This window comes from Rhodococcus sp. 2G, from assembly GCF_001886355.1.
GTDB classification, from domain to species: domain Bacteria; phylum Actinomycetota; class Actinomycetes; order Mycobacteriales; family Mycobacteriaceae; genus Rhodococcus; species Rhodococcus pyridinivorans.
Genome location: NZ_CP018063.1, coordinates 3,989,256 through 4,013,562, shown reverse-complemented (window position 1 = coordinate 4,013,562; position 24,307 = coordinate 3,989,256). Strand labels below are relative to the sequence as shown.

At 66.9% G+C, this 24,307-nt stretch carries 20 protein-coding genes and 2 pseudogenes; 15 read left to right on the top strand and 7 right to left on the bottom strand.

Going from position 1 to position 24,307, the window contains the following annotated elements:
• Positions 1 to 45 precede the first annotated feature (45 nt).
• The 4 genes from BO226_RS18835 to BO226_RS18820 are packed head-to-tail and all read right to left on the bottom strand — an operon-like array spanning position 46 to position 4,749.
• Positions 46 to 1,152 carry a cysteine protease StiP family protein gene (locus BO226_RS18835; protein ID WP_071935898.1) on the bottom strand — a complete coding sequence of 369 codons (1,107 nt, stop codon included), beginning with the start codon at positions 1,150 to 1,152 and terminating at the stop codon, positions 46 to 48.
• Positions 1,149 to 2,444 (bottom strand): phosphoribosyltransferase family protein, encoded by a 1,296-nt coding sequence (locus tag BO226_RS18830; RefSeq protein WP_064256826.1) that lies wholly within the window; start codon positions 2,442 to 2,444, stop codon positions 1,149 to 1,151. Before BO226_RS18830 ends, BO226_RS18835 begins: the two co-directional genes overlap by 4 nt.
• Complete coding sequence (locus BO226_RS18825) at positions 2,441 to 3,598, bottom strand: HpcH/HpaI aldolase/citrate lyase family protein (RefSeq protein ID WP_064256827.1); 1,158 nt, start codon at positions 3,596 to 3,598, stop codon at positions 2,441 to 2,443. The genes BO226_RS18830 and BO226_RS18825 overlap by 4 nt, the downstream gene beginning before the upstream one ends.
• Positions 3,599 to 3,627: 29 nt before the next feature.
• On the bottom strand, positions 3,628 to 4,749 hold the full coding sequence (locus BO226_RS18820; RefSeq protein WP_064256828.1) for a hypothetical protein: 1,122 nt from the start codon (positions 4,747 to 4,749) through the stop codon (positions 3,628 to 3,630).
• A gap of 292 nt (positions 4,750 to 5,041) precedes the next feature.
• Between BO226_RS18820 and BO226_RS18815 the strand changes: the two genes are divergently transcribed.
• The 3 genes from BO226_RS18815 (at position 5,042) to BO226_RS18805 (ending at position 7,600) form a co-directional block, all read left to right on the top strand.
• Positions 5,042 to 5,617, top strand: a complete 576-nt coding sequence (locus BO226_RS18815; protein ID WP_006550710.1) for a TerD family protein — start codon at positions 5,042 to 5,044, stop codon at positions 5,615 to 5,617.
• A gap of 104 nt (positions 5,618 to 5,721) precedes the next feature.
• A complete protein-coding gene (locus BO226_RS18810) occupies positions 5,722 to 6,828 on the top strand; it encodes a DUF475 domain-containing protein (protein ID WP_071935897.1) in 1,107 nt (368 codons plus the stop codon).
• Positions 6,829 to 6,940: 112 nt separating this feature from the next.
• Positions 6,941 to 7,600 carry a TerD family protein gene (locus BO226_RS18805; RefSeq protein WP_006550708.1) on the top strand — a complete coding sequence of 220 codons (660 nt, stop codon included), beginning with the start codon at positions 6,941 to 6,943 and terminating at the stop codon, positions 7,598 to 7,600.
• A gap of 155 nt (positions 7,601 to 7,755) precedes the next feature.
• On the opposite strand, the pseudogene BO226_RS28600 reads toward BO226_RS18805, so the two are convergent.
• Positions 7,756 to 7,902 (bottom strand): annotated as a pseudogene (locus BO226_RS28600) (nitroreductase/quinone reductase family protein); the annotation flags it as partial.
• A gap of 71 nt (positions 7,903 to 7,973) precedes the next feature.
• Positions 7,974 to 8,797 (bottom strand): annotated as a pseudogene (locus BO226_RS18795) (helix-turn-helix transcriptional regulator).
• Between the two features lie 141 nt (positions 8,798 to 8,938).
• Here BO226_RS18795 and BO226_RS18790 point away from each other — a divergent pair.
• Genes BO226_RS18790 through BO226_RS18780 form a run of 3 tightly spaced genes read left to right on the top strand, consistent with a single transcriptional unit; the run spans position 8,939 to position 11,374 of the window.
• Positions 8,939 to 9,670, top strand: coding sequence for an Atu4866 domain-containing protein (locus BO226_RS18790; RefSeq protein WP_064256831.1), 732 nt, complete (start codon positions 8,939 to 8,941; stop codon positions 9,668 to 9,670).
• A gap of 22 nt (positions 9,671 to 9,692) precedes the next feature.
• Positions 9,693 to 11,093 carry an amidohydrolase family protein gene (locus tag BO226_RS18785; RefSeq protein ID WP_064256832.1) on the top strand — a complete coding sequence of 467 codons (1,401 nt, stop codon included), beginning with the start codon at positions 9,693 to 9,695 and terminating at the stop codon, positions 11,091 to 11,093.
• Positions 11,094 to 11,116: 23 nt separating this feature from the next.
• The gene (locus BO226_RS18780; protein ID WP_197481872.1) at positions 11,117 to 11,374 is read left to right on the top strand and encodes an Atu4866 domain-containing protein; all 258 of its coding nucleotides are present in this window, start codon (positions 11,117 to 11,119) and stop codon (positions 11,372 to 11,374) included.
• Between the two features lie 21 nt (positions 11,375 to 11,395).
• On the opposite strand, the gene BO226_RS18775 is transcribed toward BO226_RS18780, so the two are convergent.
• Positions 11,396 to 12,130, bottom strand: a complete 735-nt coding sequence (locus BO226_RS18775) for a nucleotidyltransferase domain-containing protein (RefSeq protein WP_232237994.1) — start codon at positions 12,128 to 12,130, stop codon at positions 11,396 to 11,398.
• A 957-nt stretch (positions 12,131 to 13,087) separates the two neighbouring features.
• Between BO226_RS18775 and BO226_RS18765 the strand changes: the two genes are divergently transcribed.
• From BO226_RS18765 to BO226_RS18725, 9 genes are all read left to right on the top strand, one after another.
• The gene (locus BO226_RS18765) at positions 13,088 to 13,834 is read left to right on the top strand and encodes a TnsA-like heteromeric transposase endonuclease subunit (protein ID WP_230831874.1); all 747 of its coding nucleotides are present in this window, start codon (positions 13,088 to 13,090) and stop codon (positions 13,832 to 13,834) included.
• On the top strand, positions 13,834 to 15,942 hold the full coding sequence (locus tag BO226_RS18760; RefSeq protein ID WP_040273180.1) for a Mu transposase C-terminal domain-containing protein: 2,109 nt from the start codon (positions 13,834 to 13,836) through the stop codon (positions 15,940 to 15,942). The genes BO226_RS18765 and BO226_RS18760 overlap by 1 nt, the downstream gene beginning before the upstream one ends.
• Complete coding sequence (locus tag BO226_RS18755; RefSeq protein ID WP_010596658.1) at positions 15,939 to 16,967, top strand: TniB family NTP-binding protein; 1,029 nt, start codon at positions 15,939 to 15,941, stop codon at positions 16,965 to 16,967. The genes BO226_RS18760 and BO226_RS18755 overlap by 4 nt, the downstream gene beginning before the upstream one ends.
• Positions 16,964 to 17,944, top strand: coding sequence for a TniQ family protein (locus BO226_RS18750; protein WP_010596657.1), 981 nt, complete (start codon positions 16,964 to 16,966; stop codon positions 17,942 to 17,944). The genes BO226_RS18755 and BO226_RS18750 overlap by 4 nt, the downstream gene beginning before the upstream one ends.
• A 168-nt stretch (positions 17,945 to 18,112) precedes the next feature.
• Positions 18,113 to 19,396 (top strand): IS256 family transposase, encoded by a 1,284-nt coding sequence (locus BO226_RS18745; protein WP_064256834.1) that lies wholly within the window; start codon positions 18,113 to 18,115, stop codon positions 19,394 to 19,396.
• Between the two features lie 126 nt (positions 19,397 to 19,522).
• Positions 19,523 to 20,215: a TnsA-like heteromeric transposase endonuclease subunit gene (locus tag BO226_RS18740; protein ID WP_231912060.1), complete on the top strand. Its 693-nt coding sequence runs from the start codon at positions 19,523 to 19,525 to the stop codon at positions 20,213 to 20,215.
• Positions 20,212 to 22,287: a Mu transposase C-terminal domain-containing protein gene (locus BO226_RS18735; protein ID WP_064256835.1), complete on the top strand. Its 2,076-nt coding sequence runs from the start codon at positions 20,212 to 20,214 to the stop codon at positions 22,285 to 22,287. The genes BO226_RS18740 and BO226_RS18735 overlap by 4 nt, the downstream gene beginning before the upstream one ends.
• Positions 22,278 to 23,333, top strand: a complete 1,056-nt coding sequence (locus tag BO226_RS18730; protein ID WP_064256836.1) for a TniB family NTP-binding protein — start codon at positions 22,278 to 22,280, stop codon at positions 23,331 to 23,333. Before BO226_RS18735 ends, BO226_RS18730 begins: the two co-directional genes overlap by 10 nt.
• Positions 23,330 to 24,271, top strand: a complete 942-nt coding sequence (locus BO226_RS18725) for a TniQ family protein (RefSeq protein WP_064256837.1) — start codon at positions 23,330 to 23,332, stop codon at positions 24,269 to 24,271. The genes BO226_RS18730 and BO226_RS18725 overlap by 4 nt, the downstream gene beginning before the upstream one ends.
• Positions 24,272 to 24,307 lie beyond the last annotated feature (36 nt).

Here is a 24,307-nt window from a genome sequence, read left to right as displayed (position 1 = left end):
GGGTGCGGTCGAGATCGGTGGCGACCAGTGCGGTCGCAGTGCTGGTCACGGCAGGTCCTTGATCAGTCCCATGCAGGAGTAGGCCAGGTCGGGAACCTCCTCGACGGGAACGTCGCGAGCGGCCGCGAGCATCCGGATATGGGCGTGCTCGTCGGCGGTGATGGCGCGCACCAGAACCTTCCAGGGAACGCGGCGCAACAGCACGCGGGTGGTCTCTCCGACACCGGGTTTGACGAAGTTGACGCTCGAGATGCCGTACTGCGCCCGCACCCGCTCGACGGACTCCCAGCCGGCCCAGGTGGGGGTGCGGTCGGATTCGAGCACTGCCTGCGCGGCCGATGCGACGTCGCCGCACGTGTCGAACTCCGCGGCGACGGCGTCCAGCAGATGATTCGACACGTCGTCCGCGGCCAACTCGGCGTAGAACTTGGCGCCGTGGAACTCCCCGGGGCCGATCAGGCTGTCGTTGAGGACCGTTCGTGAGACCAGTCCGGAGACGGTGGAGTTCAGGCAGGCGGAGGCGATGAGAAAGTCGTCGCGCGTGCCGTAGGTGCGGACGCAGTGGCCGGGGTCGGCGAGTACCGCGAGATCGTCGGACAGGACGGGACCGCCTCGCGCGGTGTATTCGACGAGCGCAGCGGACAGTTCACGCGCGATCGCGCCTTTGCCCGTCCAGCCGTCGACGAAGACGACCGACGCGGGAGCGTGCCGCGCGGTGATGTGGTCGAGAGCGGCGGAGTCGATGCCGCGACCCCGGACGATCGACACGGCGTAGTGCGGCAGCGTCAGACCGTGGTGGTGCAGCGCCCATCGACGGATCAGGATGCCGATCGGGGTGCCCGCCCGCGCGAGCGACACGAGGGTCAGGTCGGTTCCGCGTTCGGAGAGAAGCAGTTCGGTGACCGTGCCCACCGCGTGCGCCAACCGGCCCGCAGTGCCGGCCAGTGCCTTGTCGAACAGTTCGCGGTAGGCGGCGTCGGGTTGGTACTCGATCGGCAGGGACTCCGCGTAGTGCGCGAGACCCGCCTGGATCCGCGCCTCCCGTTCGGCGATGTCGCCCTCCAGGTCGGCGTGGGAGAGATCCTTGAGCAGCCACGTCACCTCGTCGGGCGCGTAGGAGCCGAACTCGGGTCCGGTCAGTGGCACGGTCATACGGTCTCCCTGTGGGTGCGCAGCACCGTCGGATCGGTGGCGGGCACGATCACGACGAGGACGTCCTCACCGGCAGCAGTGAGCACGTCGAGAACACCTCCCGGTGCGCGCAGGCGGTCGGTGTCGGCGGGCGAATCGATGACGAGGATCAGCTCGGCGCGGACCTCGGTGGACGTAGGCCACTGCGCGTTGTAGAGGAAGCGCGGCACCTCGTTCTCGAACTCGCTGTCGATGTGTTCGGGTGCGGTGAAACGGAATCCGCGGCGCAGCGGATATCCGTCGACGTCCATCACGTGGACGGGGGAGCGGGTCGTGGTCTGGAACAGGGCGGGAGTGCCGCGGTCGACGAGTGCCTCGGCGAGTCGCAGCGGCAGATACATCAATTCCTCGTGTCCGACGACGACGGCGGGTCGCCGGGCGTCGCGTACGTCCGCGATCGTGTCGGCGAGCGTCGACAGAGCCGCGTCGAAAGCCGCCGCGTCGGTGCGCAACATCCCGTGCCGCCCGCCGTCGGGCACATGGGACGGCCACGCCGCGTGGAGGAACCGGACGTCGCCGCGTTGCTCCCCCACCGGATTGAGGAGAGGGTCGGGTAACGCCGCGACCCGCGCGACGAGATCGTCGGGGACGACGGATCGTCCGGCGGCCAGGCTCACGTGCTCGATGCTCGTGCCGAGTTCCGCGGCGACCTCTGCCGTCCGGCGGCGATCCTGTTCCGACCGCATGTCGACGAGGGAGGCGAGGACGTAACGATCACGCGGATGATCGTGGTGCAGCGCGCGGATGGCGTCGAGGGCCGTTGCTCCCGTGGAGATCTCGTCGTCGACGAGCACGAGCGGCGCGGCGTTGGCGAACAGTGCGCCGGAGGTCGGCTGCAGCAGGTGGAAGGTCGCGTGCGAGTGCCCCTCCTCGAATCCGGTGAGCACCTCCGCTCCGGGAACCTGGCGTCGCGTCGAATGCAGACAGCATGCGGCGTCGAGGGCGTCGGCCACGCAGTGACCGAGACCCGTTGCGGTCTCGGCGAATCCCATGACGACGGCGTCGGATGCCGCATCGCCGAGGAGGTCGGTGACGAGCCGGCCGAGCCGGTGACCGGCGCCGCGCACCGCGGCCGGTTCGGTGGGGATGTGCTTGCCGAGAACCGTGGAGACGAGCAGGTGCGCACGCCGTGGATTGCGTCGCAGCCCGGGCCTGACGAGCTCGGGAACCGTGTAGCCACATGACGACTCCGCATGTTCGAGAGCGAAACCGAGCTCTGCGGTGGCCCAGGGGATGTCGAGAATATCGGTCATCGGTCCACCAACGCCGTCAGCAGGTCGACGAAGGTGATCCCCTTGCGGGTGACACCGAACACCGACGCGCGCAACAGGGTCTGCTCGGCCCACGTACGGTGGGGTCGTCGTTCGTTCATCTTGTTCCCGTATCCCGAGGCCTGCACACCACCGGTGTCGCGATCGAGGATGTCGGTCGCATCGTGGAACTCCTCGTGGGTCACGGCCGAAAGGGCATGCACCGCAGCGACATGCGACGGATGGATGACGGTCTTGCCCTGGATGCCGTTGGCGCGGTCGAGGGCGATCTCGCGCAGCAGACCGTCGAGGTCGCGGCTGACGAGCTGCTGACGGAACAGCACGGCATCCTGTTCCTCGAAGGGTGTCGAGCGCAGCATCGGTCGGAACATGCGTTCGTGGTCGGCAAAGTACTCCCAGACGGGCCCGGTGATGACGAAACCCGTTCCGTCGGTTCGCCCGAGGTGGTTGACGATGTCGGCGATCACGTCGACGACGACCCGGACGTCGTAGATCGTCAGGTCGCGGTCGCGCCGGATACCGAAGGTCGCGCACATGTCGGTCGCGCCGATCCGGACGGCGAGGATGCGGTGGCGATGTTCGGCGAGGATGCCTGAGATCGCACGCAATTCGCCGTCGCGGGTCTCGCGGTGGACGACCTCGGCCGACTCGATGACGGGCATCGCGTAGAGGTGACGGCCGAGGAGGTCCGACGCCGCGGCCACCGCCTCGAGGAAGACGGGGCCGGTGTGTGCGGTGAACTTGGGCACCACGAATCCGGTCAGCACGGCCTTGCCGGCGCCGAGCATCGACGCGATCCGCCCGACACCGTCGGCGGTGCGGACACGGACGAACAACATCATCGGCGTCGGTCCGCGTTCGGCGAGCGCATCGAGTGTCGCGACGGCGTTCTGCAGGCCCTGCTCGACCTCGTCGTCGGCGACGGCGTCCTCGAGGTCGAGCACCATCGACGTCACACCCTCGGCCGCACGTTTCGAGATGGTCGTGACGAGATCTCCGCGCGTCGCGGGTACGTAGAGCGTGGCGCCGAGAGCGGTCGCCAGGCGGTCGCGATCGTCGCTGTGCCCGAACGGCTCGGGACGGTGCAGGAACAACTCCTCCATCGTCGCGCCGTCGAGATGCCGAAAGTGCTGCATGGCGCGCACTTCGGTAAGCGTGGCCCCCCTCATGCGTTCTCGGTCCGTCCTCTCATCCGATCGACCACTCCTGCGATGAAGGTAGACACCGCATCCAAATCTCTGACGTAGGCCCAGTAGTCGGGGTGCACACCGGTGAGTGCGTCGACGGCCCTGTCGATCCGGCTCAACTGCGAGTCGAGAACGGAACCCCATTCTGCGGTGAGACCGCGTTGCACGGCCAGGTGTTGTGCGTCACGGAGGCGGAACCGTACCTCGTCGACCTTGGCCCCCGGATTCTGCCGGACGGAGCGCAGCGTGGCGAGTCGTGCGGTCACGGCGTCGACGAGTTCCTCGGCGCGTGACAGCTCGGCGCGGATCGCCGCGACCAGCTCGAGCGCTTCCTCGGGGCGGCCGTCCTTCGCCGCCGCCCGTGCGCGTCCGAGCTGGTCCTCGGCGCGAGCGAGCAGTTCGGCGGCCTGTTTCTCGTTCCCGGACAGGTCGGCGGAGCTGGCCGCATTGAACTCGCGCAACAGCGCGGAGAAGGCCGGGGCGAGACCTTCCGCACGGGTCCGGACCGCTCCGATCCTGGTGGTGACCGAGGCGAGGGTGCGAACGGCCTCGTCGCGGCGCCCCGGTGCTGCGGCGAGGGCGTCGAGCAGAGCAGTGGTCGCCTCTTCGACTCGGAGGGCCGCTGTGCGGGTCGCGCCCACGCTGTGCGCTGCATCGAGGCTGTTCAGGGCCTTCTCGAGCGCTTCGGTGGCAGATCGGACCGACGGATAGTTCGCAAAGGAAACAAAATCCGGGGTCTGCGTCGCGGCGAGGGTGTTGCGCGCTTCGGTACGCATCCGGTGCGCCAGCTCGGGCACCGTGTTCGCCACGGTCGTCATGTGCTCGAGGTGTCCCCGGTTGTTTCCGAAGAATTCATCAAGTGTTCGTGTTGCTTCGGTTATCTGCCGCAGTGCCTGCTCGTAGGCCGGAGCAGGTGCGAGCGGTTGTTCCGGATCCGTCACTGCCAGTTCAAGATACGTCTCACCGGCGCGATAACACGCCTGACGGATGGGATCCCACTGACGGAGCAGATGCCGTTCGGGTTCGAGCTCGTAGGACGCGGCCACACCGGCCTCGATGACGGACTGGCGCTTGTCCATGTCGAGGAACGCCGCGACCATCGCATCGTGTGCACGACGAGCCGCGGGATCTTCCGTGTTTCCCCCGCCGAACAGGCGGCGCGTCCATCGGCTCGCCACAGAACCGAATGGTACTGGGCGCACGTCCACCGGGCCGATCCGTCACCTTTCCGCCGGTCGGAACTGTGCTTCGTGCGGGTCACGAAGTGAGGCGCGGGACCGGGCATAGTGGATATGGGCGTACCCCACGGCAACAACTAGTGTGGGGAGAAACGCACACCGGGCGTGCCCTATACCGGTACGTCGACCGTTGGAACGATCGAAAGGACCCCGCATGGGCGTCAGCTTGACCAAGGGCGGAAACGTCTCCCTCACCAAGGAAGCTCCGAACCTGACGGCAGTGGCCGTCGGCCTGGGCTGGGACGTTCGCACCACCACCGGCACCGACTTCGACCTCGATGCCAGTGCCATCGCTACCGGGGCCGACAAGAAGGTCGTCTCCGACCAGCACTTCGTCTTCTTCAACAACCTCAAGTCGCCCGACGGTGCCATCGAGCACGCCGGTGACAACCGCACGGGTGAGGGCGAAGGCGACGACGAGGTCATCAACGTCGACCTCGCCGCCACCCCGGCGAACATCGAGAGCATCTTCTTCCCGGTCTCGATCTACGATGCCGATTCCCGCAGCCAGTCGTTCGGCCAGGTCCGCAACGCGTACATCCGCGTCGTCGACCGCGCGAACGGCAACGAACTCGCTCGTTACGACCTGTCCGAGGACGCCTCGACCGAGACCGCCATGGTCTTCGGCGAGCTGTACCGCAACGGTGCGGAGTGGAAGTTCCGCGCCATCGGCCAGGGCTACGCGTCCGGTCTCGCGGGTATCGCCCGCGACTACGGCGTCAACGTCTAGTTCGTTTCTTCCGGGTTCCGGCTTCGGTCGCAGTACCGAAGCCGGAACCGACATGCAGTAACCACCCTGCAACGCCCTGATTCCGATTAGAAAGGCCACGCTTCGTGGTTCTGCGAATATTCGGTGCATCCTTCGCGGTCACCGTCGTCTCCCTCGTGGTCGCCTTCCTCTACGGCGGCCCGCAGGCTCTGTTCCTCTGCGTGATCCTCGGCATCCTCGAGGTCTCGCTGTCGTTCGACAACGCGGTCATCAACGCGACCGTGCTGCGGCGGATGAGCGAGTTCTGGCAGAAGATCTTCCTCACCGTCGGCATCCTCATCGCCGTCTTCGGTATGCGTCTGGTGTTCCCCCTCGCGATCGTGTGGGTGGCGTCCGGACTCGGCCCCATCGCGGCACTCGACCTCGCGTTGAATCCGCCGCCGGACGGAGCCGCCTACTTCCCGGACGGCAGCCCCAGCTACGAGACCCTGATCACCGATGCGCATCCGCAGATCGCGGCGTTCGGCGGCATGTTCCTGCTGATGCTCTTCCTGCACTTCATCCTCGAAGATCGCGAGATCAAGTGGCTCGAATGGCTCGAGCGTCCCCTCGCGAAGGCCGGGAAGCTCGAGCAGCTCGAGGTCGTCGTCGCCACCACGCTGTTGCTCATCACCGCCACCGTGATCGCACCCGAGGACAAGGTCTCGACCGTCATGATCGCCGGCGCGCTCGGCATGATCACCTACATCGCGGTCAACGGACTCGGCGAGATGTTCCACATTCCAGAGGAAGGCGAAGAGCCCAGCGGCGGACCGAGCGGCCTCGCGAAAGCCACCGGTAAGGCCGGCTTCTTCCTGTTCCTCTACCTCGAGGTGCTCGACGCGTCGTTCTCGTTCGACGGTGTCATCGGAGCCTTCGCCATCACGTCCGACCCGATCATCATCGCCCTGGGCCTCGGCTTCATCGGCGCGATGTTCGTCCGCTCGATCACCATCTTCCTGGTGCGCAAGGGCACGCTGTCCGACTACGTGTACCTGGAGCACGGTGCTCACTGGGCCATCGGTGCGCTGGCACTGATCCTGCTGTACTCGATCGGCACCCACGTACCGGAGGTCATCACCGGCCTCGTCGGTGTCGCCCTGATCGGTGCGGCATTCGCCTCGAGCATCTACCGCAACCGCATGATCGCGGCGAGGGAAGGCGAAGATGCTGTGAAGACCAGCATCCCCTGATCCTCGACAGTTCGAACCACATGCCGATGGGAGCCCTCGATCCGACACCTCGGATCGGGGGCTCCCATCGCTTTCCCGTCCCGTGCGCAACCACTCCGACGAAAGGCTCGACATGGCCATCGACTACAACAAGAAGCCCGAACAGAACGCCGGCGGCGTCAACCTGAGCAAGATCAACCTCACCAAGGAATCCCCGACCGTGAGCCTGTCGAAGGCCGGGTCCGGGCAGGGCGTCACGCGGGTGAACCTCAATTGGTCGCGCGGTGAGCAGAAGAAGGGCTTCCTCGCGAAGCTCACGGGCGCGAGCGGCGGCGTGGACCTCGACCTCGGCTGCCTGTTCGAACTCGCCGATGGTTCCAAGGGAGTCATTCAGGCGCTCGGGAACAGCTTCGGCGCGCTGAACACCCCGCCGTACATCCACCTCGACGGCGACGACCGCACCGGCTCGAACACCGGTGGCGAGAACATGCACGTCAACCTCGAGCGCCCCGAACTGTTCAAGCGTGTGCTGATATTCGCGATGATCTACGAAGGCGCGCCGAACTGGGCTGCCGTGGACGGCGTCGTGACGCTGACCCCGCCGTCGGGTCCGCAGATCGAGGTGCGCCTGGACTCGCCGAACAACGGCGCGCGCATCTGCGCGATCGCGATGCTGCAGAACACCGGGCAGGGCATCACCGTCGAGCGTCTCGTGCAGTACATCGACGGCAGCCAGTCCGACCTCGACCGCGCGTTCGGGTGGGGCATGCAGTGGCAGGCGGGGCGTAAGTAGCCCCTAGTGCGAATTTCTTTCCGGCCTGGTGGCCGGTCACGGGAGATCCCGCCGGCGCATGTCGGCGGGATCTCGGTGATTCCAGGGGTGCAAGCAGGTCAGCGTCGTCGGAGAGCGAGGACCGGAATGGTGCGTTTCCCGCGCGTCTTCTCCTCGACCTCTGCTCGACCGGTCTTGCGGCCACGATGATGCACGAGCGCCATGGGCGCACCCTCGAAGTTGCCGCCGACCCGGCCTCCGTTGGCCCGGGACTCGGCGATCACCTGCGCATTCCAGTCGTCGGACGAACTCGTGGGAGAAATCCTCCTGGCTACTGCAGTCGGCTACGAACCACCGTAATCATGTAGAGGACCACGGGGTCCGGAACGAGGAATCACGAGCGGTCGGTGGTCGCCGCCAGGGATCCCAATAGCCGAAGTTTGTCGTCACTGGGCGAGCCGGCAGAGGCCGGTACACGATCAACTGATGTCCAGGTGCGCTGCGAACGTCGAATGCGTTGTATTCGAGGACGAGATCGCCGACGGCAGGATGCCGGAACTCCTTGGCCTCGTGTGTTTTGCCCCGCACATCGTGCCGATTCCACAGTTCGCGGAACTCCGCGCTCACATCGTGCACCTCGAGAACGAGGGCACGAACGTCGTCGACCGAGCCGGTGTGGCCCAGAGCGAGCCGGAGATTCGCGACGCACGACGTCGTGGCGCGCTCCCAATCGGTGAAGAAGCGGCGCCCGAAGGGATCGAGGAAGGTCATGCGCACGAGATTGTCGATGCGCTCGAAGCCGCTGTAGAGCGCACCGGCGAGCTCGTTGTACGCGAGAACATCCAACCGACGGTCGATGATGAGCGCGGGTGTGTGCGACCAGGATGAGAGAAGCTCCCGAAGTGAATCGTCCACGGTCTTCCGCACCGGAGTGGGCGGTGTCGGAGCCAGTCCGGTGAGACGGAACAGGTGCTCGCGCAGGTCGGTGTCGAAAGCCAGTGCGCCGGCGAGGGCGTTGAGAACCGCCGGAGACGGGTTCCGTTCGCGACCCTGTTCGAGTCGCGTGTAGTAGTCGACGCTGACACCGGCGAGCATGGCAACTTCCTCGCGACGCAGACCGGAGACCCGCCGCCCCGACTGCGCCGTGATACCGACATCCGACGGCTGCACGTGTCCGCGTCGCGCCTTGAGGAAGGTTCCGAGTTCGGTGGAGACCATGAGACGACGCTAGCTCCCCGGATGCGGTACAGACAGGCTCTGGTGCACCCAGGCACACACCGGCCTGTTCCGGCCGCCCATCCGCCCCGACAGTGGAACTCGCCGGATCTCCCGGCAACCAGATCCTCATCTGGAGTACACATGACCATCCCCTTCACTCCCGAATTGTTCGAACTCATCCGCGAGAACGCCGGCGGGCATCGTCCGCTCCTGTTCGGCAATGCCCGGATCATCACCGGCGACTCCCTGATCAGCGATTTCGACCGCGGCGACGTCCTGCTCGGTGGCGCTCGTGTGGTCGGTATCGGCCCCGGCCTGTTGACCGCTGCCGACGACGACGGTGCCATCGTCATCGATTGCGCCGGGTACGTCATCGTGCCCGCAATCGTCGACGTCATCCGGCTCCGTGGATTGCGTCCGACTTCCTTCCGGTCACCATCCGCGCTTGCACCCGGCAATCCGGCAACCTTCGCAATCCTGCCCGTTTCTCGCGACGACTCGGAAACAGATGTGCTGCAACGATTCATCGATGATGCCGACGCCGCGCACACGGTCGTCGTCGACGGTGAGATAGCCCTCTGGGGCGGTCGATCGGTCCACGCCGACGACCCGACGGAGACCCCGACCGCCACGGACGTGGCATCGGACCGTCATCTCGGAACTTGGATCGACGAAACGGATTTCGTGCACCAGCACCTGACCGCGGACGGTCGCTACGACGAGACCCGCGGTGGACGCCCGCATGCATATCAGGGCTCCTATCGGATCACCGGCGACCGCATCGACTACCGCGACGACCTCGGATTCTGGGCCTTCAGCGAATTCGTCGACGGCACCCTGCAGCACGCCGGTTACACCTTCCACCGCGCCTGACACTCATCGGAAAGCCACCACAATGAAGACAACTCTCGCCGATTTCACCGCGGCCCACGACAGCGACCGTCCGATCCTGCTGACCGGTGGCGCCGTCGTCACCATGGACCCCTCGATCCCGGACCTCGACGCCGGCGACGTCCTGCTCGTCGGCCCGCAGATCATCGCGATCGGCGCCGACCTACGCTCCGATCCCGGGCACGGTGCCGCAGCAGCCTCGGCACTCGTGGTCGACACCCGCGGTGCGATCGTCGGCCCCGGTTTCGTCGACACCCACCGTCACGCCTGGGAAGCGCAACTGCGCCGGAGCATTCCCGACGTTTCCGACCTCGGCGAATATGTCATGTCGACCCTGGCCGGCGTCGCCCCGAACTACGCACCGGAGGACATGTACATCGGTACCCGTCTCACCGCGCTGACCGCGCTCGACTCGGGCATCACCACCATGCTCGACTTCTCGCACAACTCCCGCACTTCCGCGCACTCCGATGCCGCACTGAATGCGCTCATCGACACCGGAATTCGGGGCGTGCATGCCTCGATGGGTCCTCACTTCGGTGAGTGGGATCGTCAATGGCCCAAGGATATGAACCGGTTGGTGAGCGACTTCCACGGCGCCGCAGACGGTCTCGTCACGGTGCGGCTGGCCGCCCTGGCGACCGACGAGATCGCCGGACCTGCGATCGCCTACGGGCCCGAACTCGCTGCTTTCGCACGTGATCTCGGTGTGTGGACGAGCATCGACGCGGTTTTCGGGATACCGTCGTCGGAGGCGATCCTGCGCTGGGCACGGATGGGGATCCTCGATCCGACCCTCACCTTGATCCACGCGACCGGCCTGACCCCCGAGGCATGGACGGCGATGGGGGATGCCGGTGTCACGGTTTCCCTCGCCCCGACCTCCGACGCCCAGATCGGCCTCGAATCAGCGGTGCCCGCTGTGGACGAGGCTCTCGCCGTCGGGATCCGGCCGGGTCTGAGCATCGACGTGGAGGTCGCGCTCGCGAGCGACATGTTCACCCAGATGCGGACCCTGCATGCCATCCAACGCATGCGCGCCACCAATGCTGCATACGGAACGGAGGAGACCCGCAACCGGATCACCACCCGCGACGTCCTCGACTTCGCCACCCTGCGAGGCGCGCAGGCCAACGCGCTCGGGCACGTCACCGGTTCGCTGACACCGGGCAAGGAGGCCGACCTGCTCATCGTCCGCGCCGACGACATCAACAACATGCCGCTCAACGACGCCGTCGGCACCCTCGTGCTCGGCTCCGACGCACGCAACATCGACACCGTCCTCGTCGCCGGCAACCCGCGCAAGTGGGCGGGTTCGCTGGTCGACGAGGACATCGACGCCCTACGCGAGGCCGTGATCCGTTCCCGCAACGCCATCATCGGGCGGGTGGCGGCGACACTGTGACGACCTCCAGGGAAGTGAAGGACATGAAACAAGCCGAGCACCCGTTCGTCGGACTGTGGGCGACCGCCGACGGTAACATCCGCCAGCGTCTCCTGCCGGAGGGGCGATACGTCGAGGCCCGCGGCAGCCGGGAAGCTGCCTACACCGGTGACTACCGGATCGAAGGAACGATGATCTACTACCGTGACGACACCGGCTTTTCCGCCGACGGTGAGTTCCGCGACGACGTGCTGTACCACGCGGGAATGGTCATGTATCGGCACCTGAGAGCGCGGCAATAGGAGTGCCGATCCGGACGATGGTCATGCGGGCCGTTCGGTCGCAGTCAGGAGCTCGTGCAGCACGCCTTCCTGAAAAGTCCGTGCTTGCCGACCTGAAGGCGGAAGCTCACCGGAGCGTGCTGCGATGGACTGTTCGATCGCCTCGACCGGCTGGTAGCCGGTCCCGATTAACCGTCGGCCGGCATCGATTTTGGACAGCCACTTCCCGTAGCGATGTCGAACCAGCGCGCGACAGGCTCCGAGGACCGCGTCGTCGGCTCCGGGTGCGGGCCGGTCATCGGCTGGGCCGGGCAGCGCCATCCACCAGCGCAGCGAGTCGACCAATAGGCTCTGTAGTTCCTCCGGTGCCAGCTCGGCGAATGTCTCCGGGGCCGGCCGTCCCGCCAACACCCGGCCGCTCTGGTGCAGGATGCTGCGGTCCAGTCCGTACCAGAACGTCCCGTCGGCTGCCGGGCGGTCTGTGGGCTGAAGTGTCTGCCGGAAGGCCATGTCCGGCCCGTCGTTCAACTCGAGCTCGAAGCCCGGTTCTCCGGTGCCCGACTGCGCCGTAGCCATGGTGTAGACCACCAGTTCCAGGCCCCGGGCCGGACATGGCAGGGCGCTGTGCCGCAGCCGAGCAATCAACTCCCGCTTCATTATTTCGCTCAGGGAGGCGCGGCAGAGCAGGGCGATGTCGATGTCGCTGCGGCCGGGACGGAAGGCGTTCAGGGCGAGCGACCCGGCCGCGTACGCCCCGACGAACTCCGCACCGAGCACCTCCCGGGCAGTGTCCACGACGGCTTCGAGGTATGGCTCTACATCGATATTCGGCACCACCCCATCATGCGCGGCACACCGTGCCGTGCACACGATGCATGCCTCTACGTAGTGAGGCGCACGATGCAGGCCACCCAAGTATGGTCACTGAGCTTTCCGGTCTCCTCCGTGATGGCCCACGTCCGCAGACCTGTGCAGGCCAGGTCGGAAGCGATGTGATCGATCCACGGCCCGTGCTCGACCTCACCACCGGTATGCAGACTCCATCGGCTCATTACCGCCATGGATCGTGGATTACCCCGGTAACCGTGGTTCGTGTCGACAGGCCGCGCGAGCATGCCACCGAAGCGCCTCGATCCGCAACCGAGAGGCGACCAAATTACTGGTTGACACAACAAGTTCTTGGTATCTGGCACAGCACATCGACAGTCTGATCTCGGTCGCACGTTTTGGTAAGGAATGACAGGGCACGTGTGCCGAAAACTATTGTGGGAAAATCGGTTTAATCATAAGGCTATGACTTGGTGTATCTGATGTGGCCCGATCGGTTCGGATGGGGCTGAAGAGTTGAGACGCTCTACTTCCGGAGGGAAGGACTGGGTCGGGGATGAGCGCTGGAGTTTGGCTGCTTATGTCAAACACGTGTGGTGGTGCGCTAATTGCCATTTACGCAGCTATTCCCGCGAACCCCGAGGTGAGCGTGTTTTCGGTCGCCGGGACGGTGTCGGCGCCGTCCGGTAGCGTCCCCACCCGTGGATATCGAGACGGAACCGGCCGACACCGTGCCGCTCCCGGTGCCCGGTGTCGGTTCCCGATCGAGGTGGCGGATTCCCGGGAGAAGTGGCGGATCGGTGGCGGGTTCCCACCGGAAGTGGCGAAGATGTTCCGGTGCTGACTGCTTCCGAGCTCCGAGACGATGCGAGTGCCCGGGGTGATTGCTGGGTCGAGGTGGAGTTCGTGACGGTCTCCGGTGACCGGCGGAGGCTGCCGTGGCAGTCGTTTCCACAGGTCGCTGCGCAGATCGGGGGTCCGGTGCGGTCGTTCTCGTCGTACCGGGGGCAGAAGAACTTCCCCGGCTGGTACTGGTCGGCGACGCTGGGCCGGCGGATCGGGTTCGAGTCGTGGGTGGAGCGGGATCATCTGGTGGCGTTGGATTTCGACCCGACCGTGTCGGATGTGGTGTCGCAGCCGTTCACACTGCTGTGGGACGCCGGCACGCGCCGGAGGCGGCGGCACACCCCGGACTTCCTGGTCCGGCTCGACCACGGGCGCACCCTGGTGCTGGATTCACGGCCGTCCGAGCGGATCAAGGACCGGGATCGGGAAGCGTTCGCGGCGACGGCACGGGCCTGCGGCGATGTCGGCTGGGAGTACGCGGTGTGGGACCGGCTGGACCCGGTGCTGGCGGCGAACCACCGTTGGTTGGGCGGCTACCGGCATCCCCGCTGTTTCGACGAGCCGACGGCACGGGACCTGCTGCAGGTGTTCGCATGCCCGCAGCCGCTGCTCGACGGCGCGGAGGCGGCCGGGGATCCGCTGGGCACCTTGCCGGTGCTCTATCACTTGATGTGGCGACGTTGGCTGCTCGCGGATCTGGCGCTGGTGTTGTCCCATCGGACGGTGGTGCGGGTGTCGCCGCACGTGGCGGACGTGGCGGATCTGGCGAGTGCCCGGTCGGTGCCGTTGTCCGAGCAGGGGTGGTGATGAGGTCGCCACGTCCGGTGGTGTCGGTCGGCGACCGGGTCGTGTTCGAGGGCACGGCGCACGCGGTCGTCGCGCTCTCGGGTACCAAGATCCGCTTGTTGTCCGAGGCGGGCGAATCGAGCGTGGTGGCGTTGTCGTTCCTGCTGGCAGCGGAGGACTTCGAACTGGTCGGTGCGGCTCCGGCACCGAAGATCGAGCCGAGCAACTTGCTCGCCTCGCTGCCGGAGAAGGTGCTGGAGGCGGCCAGGGACTGGGAACGTCACGTGATCGAGGTCGAGACGGGTCTGCTTCCGGACACTCCGGAGGATGCGCAGCCGCGGCCGGGGTACGACCCGACGGTGTTCTCGCTGAAGTCGAGGGAGACGCGAAAGGCCGCGGAGCTGACCGCGGCCGGCCGCCAGACCAGCGCCCGCACGGTGCAGCGGATGCGGCAGCGCTACCGCGAGCAGGGGTTGTGGGGGCTGGTCGACACCCGCTACACCAGGACGGCCGCGCCGACCGGGCAGGTCGACCCGCGGGTGATTGCCGCGGCGACGGCGGTGATCGACGCCCAGACCGGCACGTCGACGGGCACGAAATCGCGGGTCATCGCGAGGGTGAAGCAGATGCTCGACGACGAACACGGGCCCGGGGTGGTGCCGATGCCGTCGAAGACGACGTTCTACCGGCTGCTGGACGTGCTGGCCCAGGGCCGGCACACGTTCGGTTCGGCGCTCACCCGCCGGTCGGCGGCGCACAGGCCCGACAAGGTCTACACCCCGGCCACCGCCGCGCGGCCGGGGGAGCTGGTGCATCTGGACACCACCCCGATCGATGTGATGGCGGTGATGGACAACGGGGTGATCGGTCGCGCCGAGCTCGTGCTGGCCGTCGATATCGCCACCCGCACCATCGGCGCGGGAGTGCTCCGGCCGGTCGGCGCGAAAGCCGTCGACGCTGCGCTGATGCTGGCGCGGATGAGCGTTCCCGAGCCGATGCGGCCGGGCTGGGACCATGCGCTGGCGCTGGCGGCGTCGCGGATCCCGTATCGGCGGCTGGTGACACTGGACGCGCGGATGGCGATGGCGGCCGCCAAACCGGTGATCGTCCCGGACACCGTCGTGATCGACCACGGCAAGGTGTTCATGTCGGAGGTGTTCGCCCGCGCCGCGGACACCTTGGGCATCTCGGTGCAGCCCGCGCACGTGCTGACCCCGACCGACAAGGCCATCGTCGAACGCACCTTCTCCTCGATCAATACCCTGTTCTGCCAGCATGTTTCCGGCTACACCGGCCGCGACGTCACCCGCCGCGGCACCGACGTCGACGAGCGCGCCGTCTGGTCGCTGGCGGATCTGCAGGAGTTGTTCGACGAATGGGTGCTGGCCGGTTGGCAGACCCGCCCGCACGAGGGGCTGCGGCACCCCTTCACCCCCACCGAGAACGCGTCACCGAACGATGTCTACGCGGCGCTGATCGCCGCGGCCGGGTATGTCCCGGTCACCTTGACCGGCGAGGACTATATCGAGTTGTTGCCGGCGCAATGGCGCGCCATCGGCGATGCCGGTGTTCAGATCGACTACCGCACCTACAACAGCAGCGAGCTGCGCGGTTTCGCCGGGGAATCCTCGGGCATCGTCACCAAGGGCGGCCGCTGGGAGGTCCATTACGACCCCTACGACGTCTCGCGGGTCTGGGTCCGGAACCACCGCGGCCGCGGCTGGATCACCGTCCCGTGGACGCACCGGAACATCGTGCGGCAGCCGTTCGCCGATTTCACCTGGCGCGCAGCACGGAAACTGGCAGCGCAGCGCGGCGTCGACGACGCCAACGAGATGGCGGTCGCGGTGATCCTGGCCGCGCTGCTGCGCCGCGCCGAAGCCGGCCCCGACACCCGCCGTCCGCTGGCTCGCCATGCGTGCACCCGCGAGATGCCCAACCACCTGCCCGTGGAGGTCACCGAGGTCGGCCGATGGCCCACCGCCCTGCCCGAACCGGCCCGGCCCCCGGCGTTGCCGCCCGCACCGCCGGTCCAGGCGGAATCGGATCCGACGATCGAGGCCGACGCCGAGACCGTGGTGCCGTTCGGGCTGCTCGATGCCTTCGACGAGCAGGAAGGCCGCTGGTGAGCTCGATACATCTCGATGCCCGGCACCCGCTGGCCACCAAGGAGGGCTGGTCGTCGTTCGTCGGCACGGCCCATCCTCAACCACCGCAGATGCTCTCCGGCAGCGATCGTGAGCGGATGGACGAACTCGAGCGGGAACTCTACGACGAGGCCCGGCAGGACTATCACTCGTCGTTGCTGCTGGTCGCCACTCCCGACATCCGCAAGGTTCTGCACACCGGGCAGAAACTGATCGTCAACAACCGCGGCAAGCAGCTCGGCCGGCGGGGCTTGCTGGTCTCCGGCGGCAGCGGGACCGGAAAATCGACGTCGATCACGCACTTGGGTCGCCGGTTCCAGCTCGACTTCGAACGCCGCAATCCCGGGATCCCCGACCGCATCCCGGTGGTCTACATCGTGATTCCACCCGACGCCGACCCGAAGGCCCTGGCCGGGGAGATGGCGGTGTTCCTGGGACTGCCCGTCGGCCGCCACGACTCCCCACAAGCCCTCGCGCACGCGGTCGCCGCGGTGATGCGCCGGGCCGGCACCCGGCTGGTCCTGGTCGACGAGATCCACCGGTTGGATCTGTCGACGAAGAAGGGAAAAGACGCATCCGACCAGCTGAAATACTTCTTCGACTCGATCTCCGCCACGTTCGTGTACTCCGGTCTGGACCTGGAAGAAACCAACCTGTTCTCCGGCGTCCGGGGCCGGCAGATCGCCGGCCGGTTCATCCCGGTCACCACCGGGCCGTTCTCCTACCACACCATCGCCGCCAAGAACGACTGGAAGAAGCTGGTCGCCACGATGGAGCAGTCACTGCGGCTGCACCGCCACACACCCGGAACCCTGATCGACTGGGCACCCTACCTGCACGCCCGCACCGGCGGCATGATCGGCAGCCTCGATCAGCTGATCTACGAGGCCGCCAACGACGCCATCAGCGACGGCACCGAGAAGATCACCAAAGCCCACCTCGAAGCGGTCATCCTCGACATCGCTGCGGGCAATCAATACGACCCGCGCCGCAAGCCGCTGTCATGACCGTTCTTCCGCTCTGGCACAAGCCCGCCGTCCCGCTGCCGTTCCGGGTTCGCCCGGTCCGCGGCGAGACGACCCTGTCCTTCGTGTTCCGGCTCGCTGCCGCGAACGAACTGGTCAGGCCGACAACACTGCTCCGGTCGATCGGGCACCCGGACAACACCAGCCCGGACCGATTCATGGTCCTCAAGAACTGGGACGTCCAGCTCAACCTCGCCGCCCGGCAGCGGCTCGCGATATTCGCGGGCATCCCGCTGAAGCAACTGGCACGCAGCCTGCCGATGCCCGGTCCGCGGCGCGATGCCATCGACCCCGCCACACCCAGCCTGCATTTCGCCGGCGTCAGCTCACATACGCGCACGCACTGCCCTCGCTGCATCGCACAGATTCCCGGCGCTCCCGTGATCAGGGTCTACTCGTCGGCGGCCGAGGGCTACTGCCGCCGGCATCAGCTCTGGCTCGGGGAGTGCGCCGCACAGCCGCCGGTGAACCTCAGCTCCGCACCCGAGATCGCGAAAGCGATCCATCGGCGCGACAAGCTGTTTCGCAGCGACGAGGACCCCGACTGGATTTCCAGCCATGTCAACACCGCCCAAGACATCATGATCGCCTGGCGGCGGAACCCCGATCCGCTCCTGCACCGGCGGCTCACCCGGCGATGGAACGCGCGTGAGGACGCGGTCAACGCCGTCAACCACGCCCCACAGCTGCTGCCGACCCGATTGCTCGTTCTGCCCGAGACGGTGATCCTCGCCGAAATCCTGATCGATCCGACCTGGCGTCGCCGGATCGGGCTCGCGGAGCTGGTCCACGAACAGCGACCGTTCTACCTGCACATCGCCCACCGTCTCGGATTCCTCGGCTGGACCGCAGGCCTGCACACCGACAACGACCCCCTACGCCGCTGGGTCGACCAACACCAAGCCCAGCACCGACACACCTACAGATTCACCTACCGACACCACACCCCGAGCCGATGACACATCCCGGACCGCCACGCGCACGAACCCACCACCCCGACCAGAAATCCGCCACTTCAGACGGGAAACAACGACACATGGCAGCACAGACCCCGCATGGCGAGCCGCAGTTCACCGAGAATGGGACTGTAAGAACAACGGTGTAACTCTGAAAGGAGATGCACCACCATGACCGATGTGATTGATCGTGAGGACGAATCGAACTCGGCACCTGTGGGTGTCAGCGATACCCGGCTGCAGGAACTGGTGGATCAGGCGCGGGCCGAAGGCCTCCAGCTCACCGGCGAGGGCGGGTTGTTGGCGAAGTTGACCAAGCTGGTGGTGGAGTCCGCCCTCGAGGGCGAGATGGACGACCACCTCGGCTACGGCAAGAATGACCCGGCCGGCAGGGGCAGCGGCAACTCCCGCAACGGCAGACGCGCCAAGACCGTGCTGACCGAGGCCGGCCCGGTCGAGCTCGACGTACCCCGGGACCGGGAGTCCTCGTTCGAGCCGAAGATCGTGGCCAAGCGGCAGCGGCGGCTGACCGGGGTGCAGGACATGGTGATCTCGCTGTCGGCCAAGGGACTGACCACCGGTGAGATCTCTGCGCACCTGGCCGAGGTCTACGGCGCCGAGGTGTCCAAGCAGACGATCTCGACGATCACCGAACGGGTGATGGACGGCATGGCCGAGTGGCAGAACCGGCCGCTGGACCCGGTGTATCCGGTGCTGTTCATCGACTGCATCCACGTCAAGATCCGCGACGGCAACGTGGCCAACCGGCCGATCTACGTCGTGATGGGGGTGACTGTGGACGGCACCCGCGACATCCTCGGATTATGGGCCGGCGAGCACGGCGACGGGGAGGGGGCGAAGTATTGGCTTCGGGTGTTGTCGGAGCTGAAGAATCGTGGTGTGCAGGATGTGCTGATCGTCGTGTGCGACGGTCTGAAGCATCTGCCCGACTCGATCGGGCAGGTGTGGCCGCAGACCATCGTGCAAACCTGCGTGGTCCACCTCCTCCGCAATACCTACGCCTACGCCTCCCGCAAGGACTGGGCCGAGATCGCCAAGGACCTCAAACCGGTGTACACCGCGCCGTCGGAGCAGGCCGCGCTGGACCGGTTCGCCGAGTTCAGCGACAAATGGGAGAAACGCTATCCCGCGATCATCCGGCTCTGGACCAACACCTGGGCCGAGTTCGTGCCGTTCCTGCAGTTCGACAACGCCATCAGACAGGTCATCTACACGACCAACGCCATCGAGAGTGTCAACGCCCGAATCCGCAGGGCCGTCAAGGCCCGCGGTCATTTCCCGACCGAGGCCGCGGCCCTGAAATGCGTGTACCTGGCCATCATGAGCCTCGATCCCAAAGGCACCGCCCGCCAACGCTGGTCCAACCGCTGGAAGGCAGCACTGAACGCCTTCGAGATCACCTTCGACGGACGCCTGTCCGCTGGACGAAAGTAGCTACAGTTCAACCAGTTACACCGTTAACTTGACAGACCCCCGAGAATCAGCCTCGCCACACCAGACGGGACCTGACAGCACGCGGTGTCCGGTGGTGCGTCTGGAGCGGAGCTGCAGGATTTCGAGGTGGTGTTCACGGACCCTGCCGGTGGTGAGGTTCGTGGGCCGTTGTCGGCGGCCGCGGATGTCGCATTCGAGAAGGTTTCGCCGGTTCGGCGGTTCCCGTCGTATCGGGGACAGCGCAGCAACCCGGGCTTCTATTACTCGGCGTCGACGGGCGCACATGTGCCGTTCGAGTCGTGGCTGGAGCGGGACGAGGCGATGGCGCTGGATTTCGACCCGAATGTGGTGGGGTTTGCCGCGCAACCGTTGTGGCTGTCCTGGCCGGACGGGGTGCGCGCGCGGTGGCACGCGCCGGACTTCTTTGCCCGACTGTCCGGCGGGCGGGGCGTGGTGATCGACTGTCGTCCGGCGGAGCGGATCAAACCGAAAGATGAGGCCGCGTTCGCCGCGACCGAGCGTGCCTGCGGGCAGCTGGGTTGGGGGTATCGCCTGGTGACCGGGCACGATCCGGTGTGGTTGGCCAACCTCGCGTGGCTTGCCGGATACCGGCATCGACGGCACCGGATCGAGCCGGCGGTGTCGGCGCTGCTGGCGGCGTTCACGCAGCCACGGCCGCTGATCGAGGGAGCCCGTTCGGTGGGTGATCCGATCGCTGTCCTGCCGGCGCTGTATCACCTGCTGTGGTCGAGGGAGCTGATCGTGGATCTGGCTGTCCGTCTGGAGGGGTGGTCGATCGTGGCGGGAGGGAGTCGATGACGCGGGTGCTCGAGGTCGGCGATCGGGTGGTGTTCGACGAGGACGAGTATCAGGTGGCCGGCCTGTCCGGAACGATGGTGCGGCTGGTGAATCCGGGTGGGGAGCCGATGGCGGTGTCACTGGTGCACCTGGTGGGATCCGACGGGTTCCGCATCGTCGGAGGGGGTGGTCCGCCACGATCTTCGGGGACCTTGGCCGGTCAGGGACTCGACGATCTGTCCCGTGAACAGGCTCAGCTCGCCCGTTTCTGGGAACGTCACCTCGTCGAGTTGGAGACCGGCCTGCCGCCGGACGGCGCCCCGGACGATCGACCGCGGCCGGAATACGATCCTGGTCTGCGGCCCCTGAGCGAGCGCGAGGCCGCCAAGGCCGCCGAGCTCACGGCCGCCGGAACCCCGACCAGCGTGAGAACCGTGCAGCGCATGCGGGCACGCTACCGCGCGGCGGGACTACGAGGGCTGGTCGACGGCCGTTCGACGCGGTCGCCGTCGGCCTACGGACGCACCGATGCGCGGGTGGTCGACGCGATCCGGGAAGCCCTCGACGGGGAGACGACGCGGTCGACCGGCACCCGGGACCGGCTACGCCGACGGGTGGAGGCGATCCTGGCCGAGCGGCACGGGGATACCGCGGTGGAGTTGCCGTCGAAGGCGACGTTCAACCGCCTGGTCGCGACGATGTCCACGGGCAGACACACCTTCGCCGCCGCCACGACACGGCGGTCGGCGGCGAATCGGCCGACCGGGCCGTTCACGGTGACCTGGGCGTCGCGTCCGGGTCAGCACGTTCAGATCGACACGACCCCGCTGGATGTGCTGGCGATGTTCGACGACGGGATCGCACGGCGAATCGAGCTGACGGCCGCGGTCGATGTCGCGACCCGCACGCTCGCCGCCGGGGTACTGCGGCCGATGGGCACGAAAGCGGTGGACGCGTCGTTGCTGCTGGCGCGGATGCTGGTGCCGGAACCGATGCGCCCCGGATGGGCGGAGGCGCTGCGGATGTCGGTCTCGCGGCTGCCGCATCGCAGCCTGGCCGATATCGACGCGCGGATGGAGCAGGCCGCGGCGAAACCGGTGATCGTGCCGGAATCCATCGGCTGCGACCGCGGCAAGGTCTATCTGTCGGAGACGTTCGTGCGGTCCTGCGAGTCGCTGGGTGTCTCGGTGCAGCCGTCGCATCCGCGCACCCCGACCGACGACGGCGTGATCGAACGGACATTCGCGTCGATCAACACCCTGTTCTGCCAGCATGTCGCCGGCTACACCGGCCGGGACGTGACCCGCCGCGGCACGGCGGTGGAATCGGAGGCGGTGTGGTCACTGGCGCAGTTGCAGGACCTGTTCGACGAGTGGGTGATCCACTGGCAGCGGCGGCCGCACGAAGGCATGCTCAGCCCGGACAGCGCCCGGGCGTGCTCACCCAACGAGATGTATGCGGTGCTGGTCAGCGCCGCCGGTTATCTGCCGCTGATGCTGACCGGTGAGGACTATCTCGAGCTGCTGCCCTCGCACTGGCGCACGATCAACGACTACGGCGTCCGGATAGACCGGCGCACCTACGACGACCGCGCACTGAACCCCTACCGTCGGCAGCATTCCGGTGTCACCGCCCGAGGCGGTTTGTGGGAGATCCGCTACGACCCCTACGACCTGACCCAGGTGTTCATCCGAAACCACCACGACGGCGGCTGGATCCGGGCGGCGTGGACGCATCTGCCCATGGTGTCGGCGCCGTTCGCGGACTTCACCTGGCGCCACGCCCGCCAGCTCGTCGCCGACACCGCACCGGGCGAGGAGGAGGTGGAGACCGCGACCGCGCGGGCGTTGGCCGATCTGCTCGACCGGGCCGGCGCGGGCCCGGACACCGGAACGCAGACCACAGCGGATCGGAAGATCGTCGCCCGCACCCACGCGGCGACACCGGCGCGATCCGCGGTGCCCCCGGTCGATCCGGGAGAACCCGAACCCGATGACGACGTCGACGATGACGGCGGCGAATCCGCCGAGATGGGCACGGTGATCCCGTTCGGTGTCTTCGACGCGGCCGCGGAGGCGCAGCGATGGCCGTGACCGACACCGACGCAGTCGACCCGCCCCCGGACGAGCCGCTGACCACCAAGGAGGGCTGGTCCCGCTGGGTCGGACGCGATCGCAGGGCGCCCGAGTTGCGTTGCGAATGGGCAGATCTGGACTCGTTGGAGCGGGTCGCCTACGACGACGCCCGGCTGGACTATCACAGCGATCTGATCGTGGTGAACACCCCGACCATCCAGGAGGTCGTCAAGACCGTCCGCCGCTTGCTGATCCTGAACCGTCGACAGATCTCCGCCCGCCGCGGGCTGATCGTCACCGGCGGCGCCGGCACCGGCAAGACCACCGCGATCACCCAACTCGGCCGCGCCCACGAACTCGGCGCCCGGATGCGTACCCCGGTGCGCGGGCCGCGGATCCCGGTTCTCTACGTCACCCTGCCGCCCGCGGCGACACCGCGGATGGTCGCCGTCGAGTTCGCCCGGTTCCTCGGCCTGCCGGTCACCGGCCGCGCCAACCTCACCGACATCACCAACACCGTCTGCGCGGTGCTCTGCGATGTCGGCTGCGATCTGGTGCTGGTCGACGAGATCCACAACATCTCACTGCACACCCGGGCCGGCGCCGAGGTCTCCGACCAGCTCAAATACTTCACTGAACGCATCCCGGCGACGTTCGTCTACGCCGGTATCGACGTCGAACAGGCGGGCCTGTTCACCGGCGTCCGCGGCCGGCAGATCGCCAGCCGCTTCGCCACCATCTCGACCCACCCGTTCGCCTACGGCACCGGCCGGCAACGCGAACACTGGCAGGCACTGGTCGTCACCCTCGAACAGGCGCTGCGCCTGCACCGACACAACCCGGGCGCGGTGGCCCGGCACGGTGAATACCTCTACCAGCGCACCCACGGCATGCTCGGCAGCCTCTCGCACCTCATCCGCGGCGCCGCCATCGACGCGATCCTCGACGGCACCGAGAAGATCACCAAAGCCCACCTCGAAGCCATCCTCCTCGACCGCACCGCCCAATCACTGCCCGCGCCCACGGCATCGAAGCGAACCCGCAAAAGCACCGGAGCGGCGTGACCTCGGCGCCGGCACCGGCGCGGCCGCTGCCGATCCCCGCCCCACCCACAACCGACGAGACGATCGAGTCCTACCTGCAGCGCATCGCCCACCTCAACCACGTCCACATCGACGAACTCAAGCTCCATCTCGGCCTCAACCACACCCGCTGGGTCGAGACCATGAACGCCACCGGCATCGGCAGGCTCACCGCTGTCACCGGCCGATCGCGTGCCGAGCTGATCCGGGCGCTACCGGAACTCGATGAGCGGCACAAGAATCCGGCACTGTTCCGGGACACCCGGCGACCGGCATGCCCCGACTGTGTTCGCCGCCACCGCGGCGGGCCGATCCTGCGCTACTACCCGCCGCACATCCACGTCTGCACCAAGCACCGCATCTGGATCGGTCACGCATTCGCGCTCAGCTCACCCCGGCCCGATACCTGCCTGGACATCAGCAAGATCCCAGAGATCCCGGCCGCCCAGCGCCGCCACCGGCGGCTGGCTCAGTGCCACGGGACATTGCGCACTCACGACGCCTTCACCTGCGCCCGCCGCATCTGGGACCACACCGTCGACCCTCTCCTGACCAACCCGGTCGCGGACACCCTGACCCTCCTCAACCCCACGGCAGTCAGGCATTTCACCTCCGACCAGGCCTATCCGGCTGCCATCTACCCCAAGCTCGTCACGATCACGACGATGCTCCTCTCGTCCCACTGGCGACGCGTCGCAGCACACCCCGACAGTCGCAACGAATTCTTCAGAGAAGCCAACAGGCGAATCCACGGCGGAGACCACGACTGGATATCCGGCAGCCACCCCCTCAACCAATGGGTCGAACACCTTGTCGACCAACGCAACGAACACCACCAGTTCCACGCTCGCCAGGTTCATCGAGTCACAACCCACCACGGCGACTCGATGAACCTGGCGAACAGCAGGAAGAAGATCTGAACTTTCGCCAAATCCATTGCACCAGAACATTTCGGT

Coding starts and splice junctions, on each gene's coding strand:
- BO226_RS18835 (WP_071935898.1), bottom strand. CDS start 1,152: ATGACCGTGCCACTGACCGGACCCGAGTTCGGCTCCTACGCGCCCGAC.
- BO226_RS18830 (WP_064256826.1), bottom strand. CDS start 2,444: ATGACCGATATTCTCGACATCCCCTGGGCCACCGCAGAGCTCGGTTTC.
- BO226_RS18825 (WP_064256827.1), bottom strand. CDS start 3,598: ATGCAGCACTTTCGGCATCTCGACGGCGCGACGATGGAGGAGTTGTTC.
- BO226_RS18820 (WP_064256828.1), bottom strand. CDS start 4,749: ATGGTCGCGGCGTTCCTCGACATGGACAAGCGCCAGTCCGTCATCGAG.
- BO226_RS18815 (WP_006550710.1), top strand. CDS start 5,042: ATGGGCGTCAGCTTGACCAAGGGCGGAAACGTCTCCCTCACCAAGGAA.
- BO226_RS18805 (WP_006550708.1), top strand. CDS start 6,941: ATGGCCATCGACTACAACAAGAAGCCCGAACAGAACGCCGGCGGCGTC.
- BO226_RS18790 (WP_064256831.1), top strand. CDS start 8,939: ATGACCATCCCCTTCACTCCCGAATTGTTCGAACTCATCCGCGAGAAC.
- BO226_RS18785 (WP_064256832.1), top strand. CDS start 9,693: ATGAAGACAACTCTCGCCGATTTCACCGCGGCCCACGACAGCGACCGT.
- BO226_RS18780 (WP_197481872.1), top strand. CDS start 11,117: ATGAAACAAGCCGAGCACCCGTTCGTCGGACTGTGGGCGACCGCCGAC.
- BO226_RS18760 (WP_040273180.1), top strand. CDS start 13,834: ATGAGGTCGCCACGTCCGGTGGTGTCGGTCGGCGACCGGGTCGTGTTC.
- BO226_RS18750 (WP_010596657.1), top strand. CDS start 16,964: ATGACCGTTCTTCCGCTCTGGCACAAGCCCGCCGTCCCGCTGCCGTTC.
- BO226_RS18745 (WP_064256834.1), top strand. CDS start 18,113: ATGACCGATGTGATTGATCGTGAGGACGAATCGAACTCGGCACCTGTG.
- BO226_RS18735 (WP_064256835.1), top strand. CDS start 20,212: ATGACGCGGGTGCTCGAGGTCGGCGATCGGGTGGTGTTCGACGAGGAC.
- BO226_RS18730 (WP_064256836.1), top strand. CDS start 22,278: ATGGCCGTGACCGACACCGACGCAGTCGACCCGCCCCCGGACGAGCCG.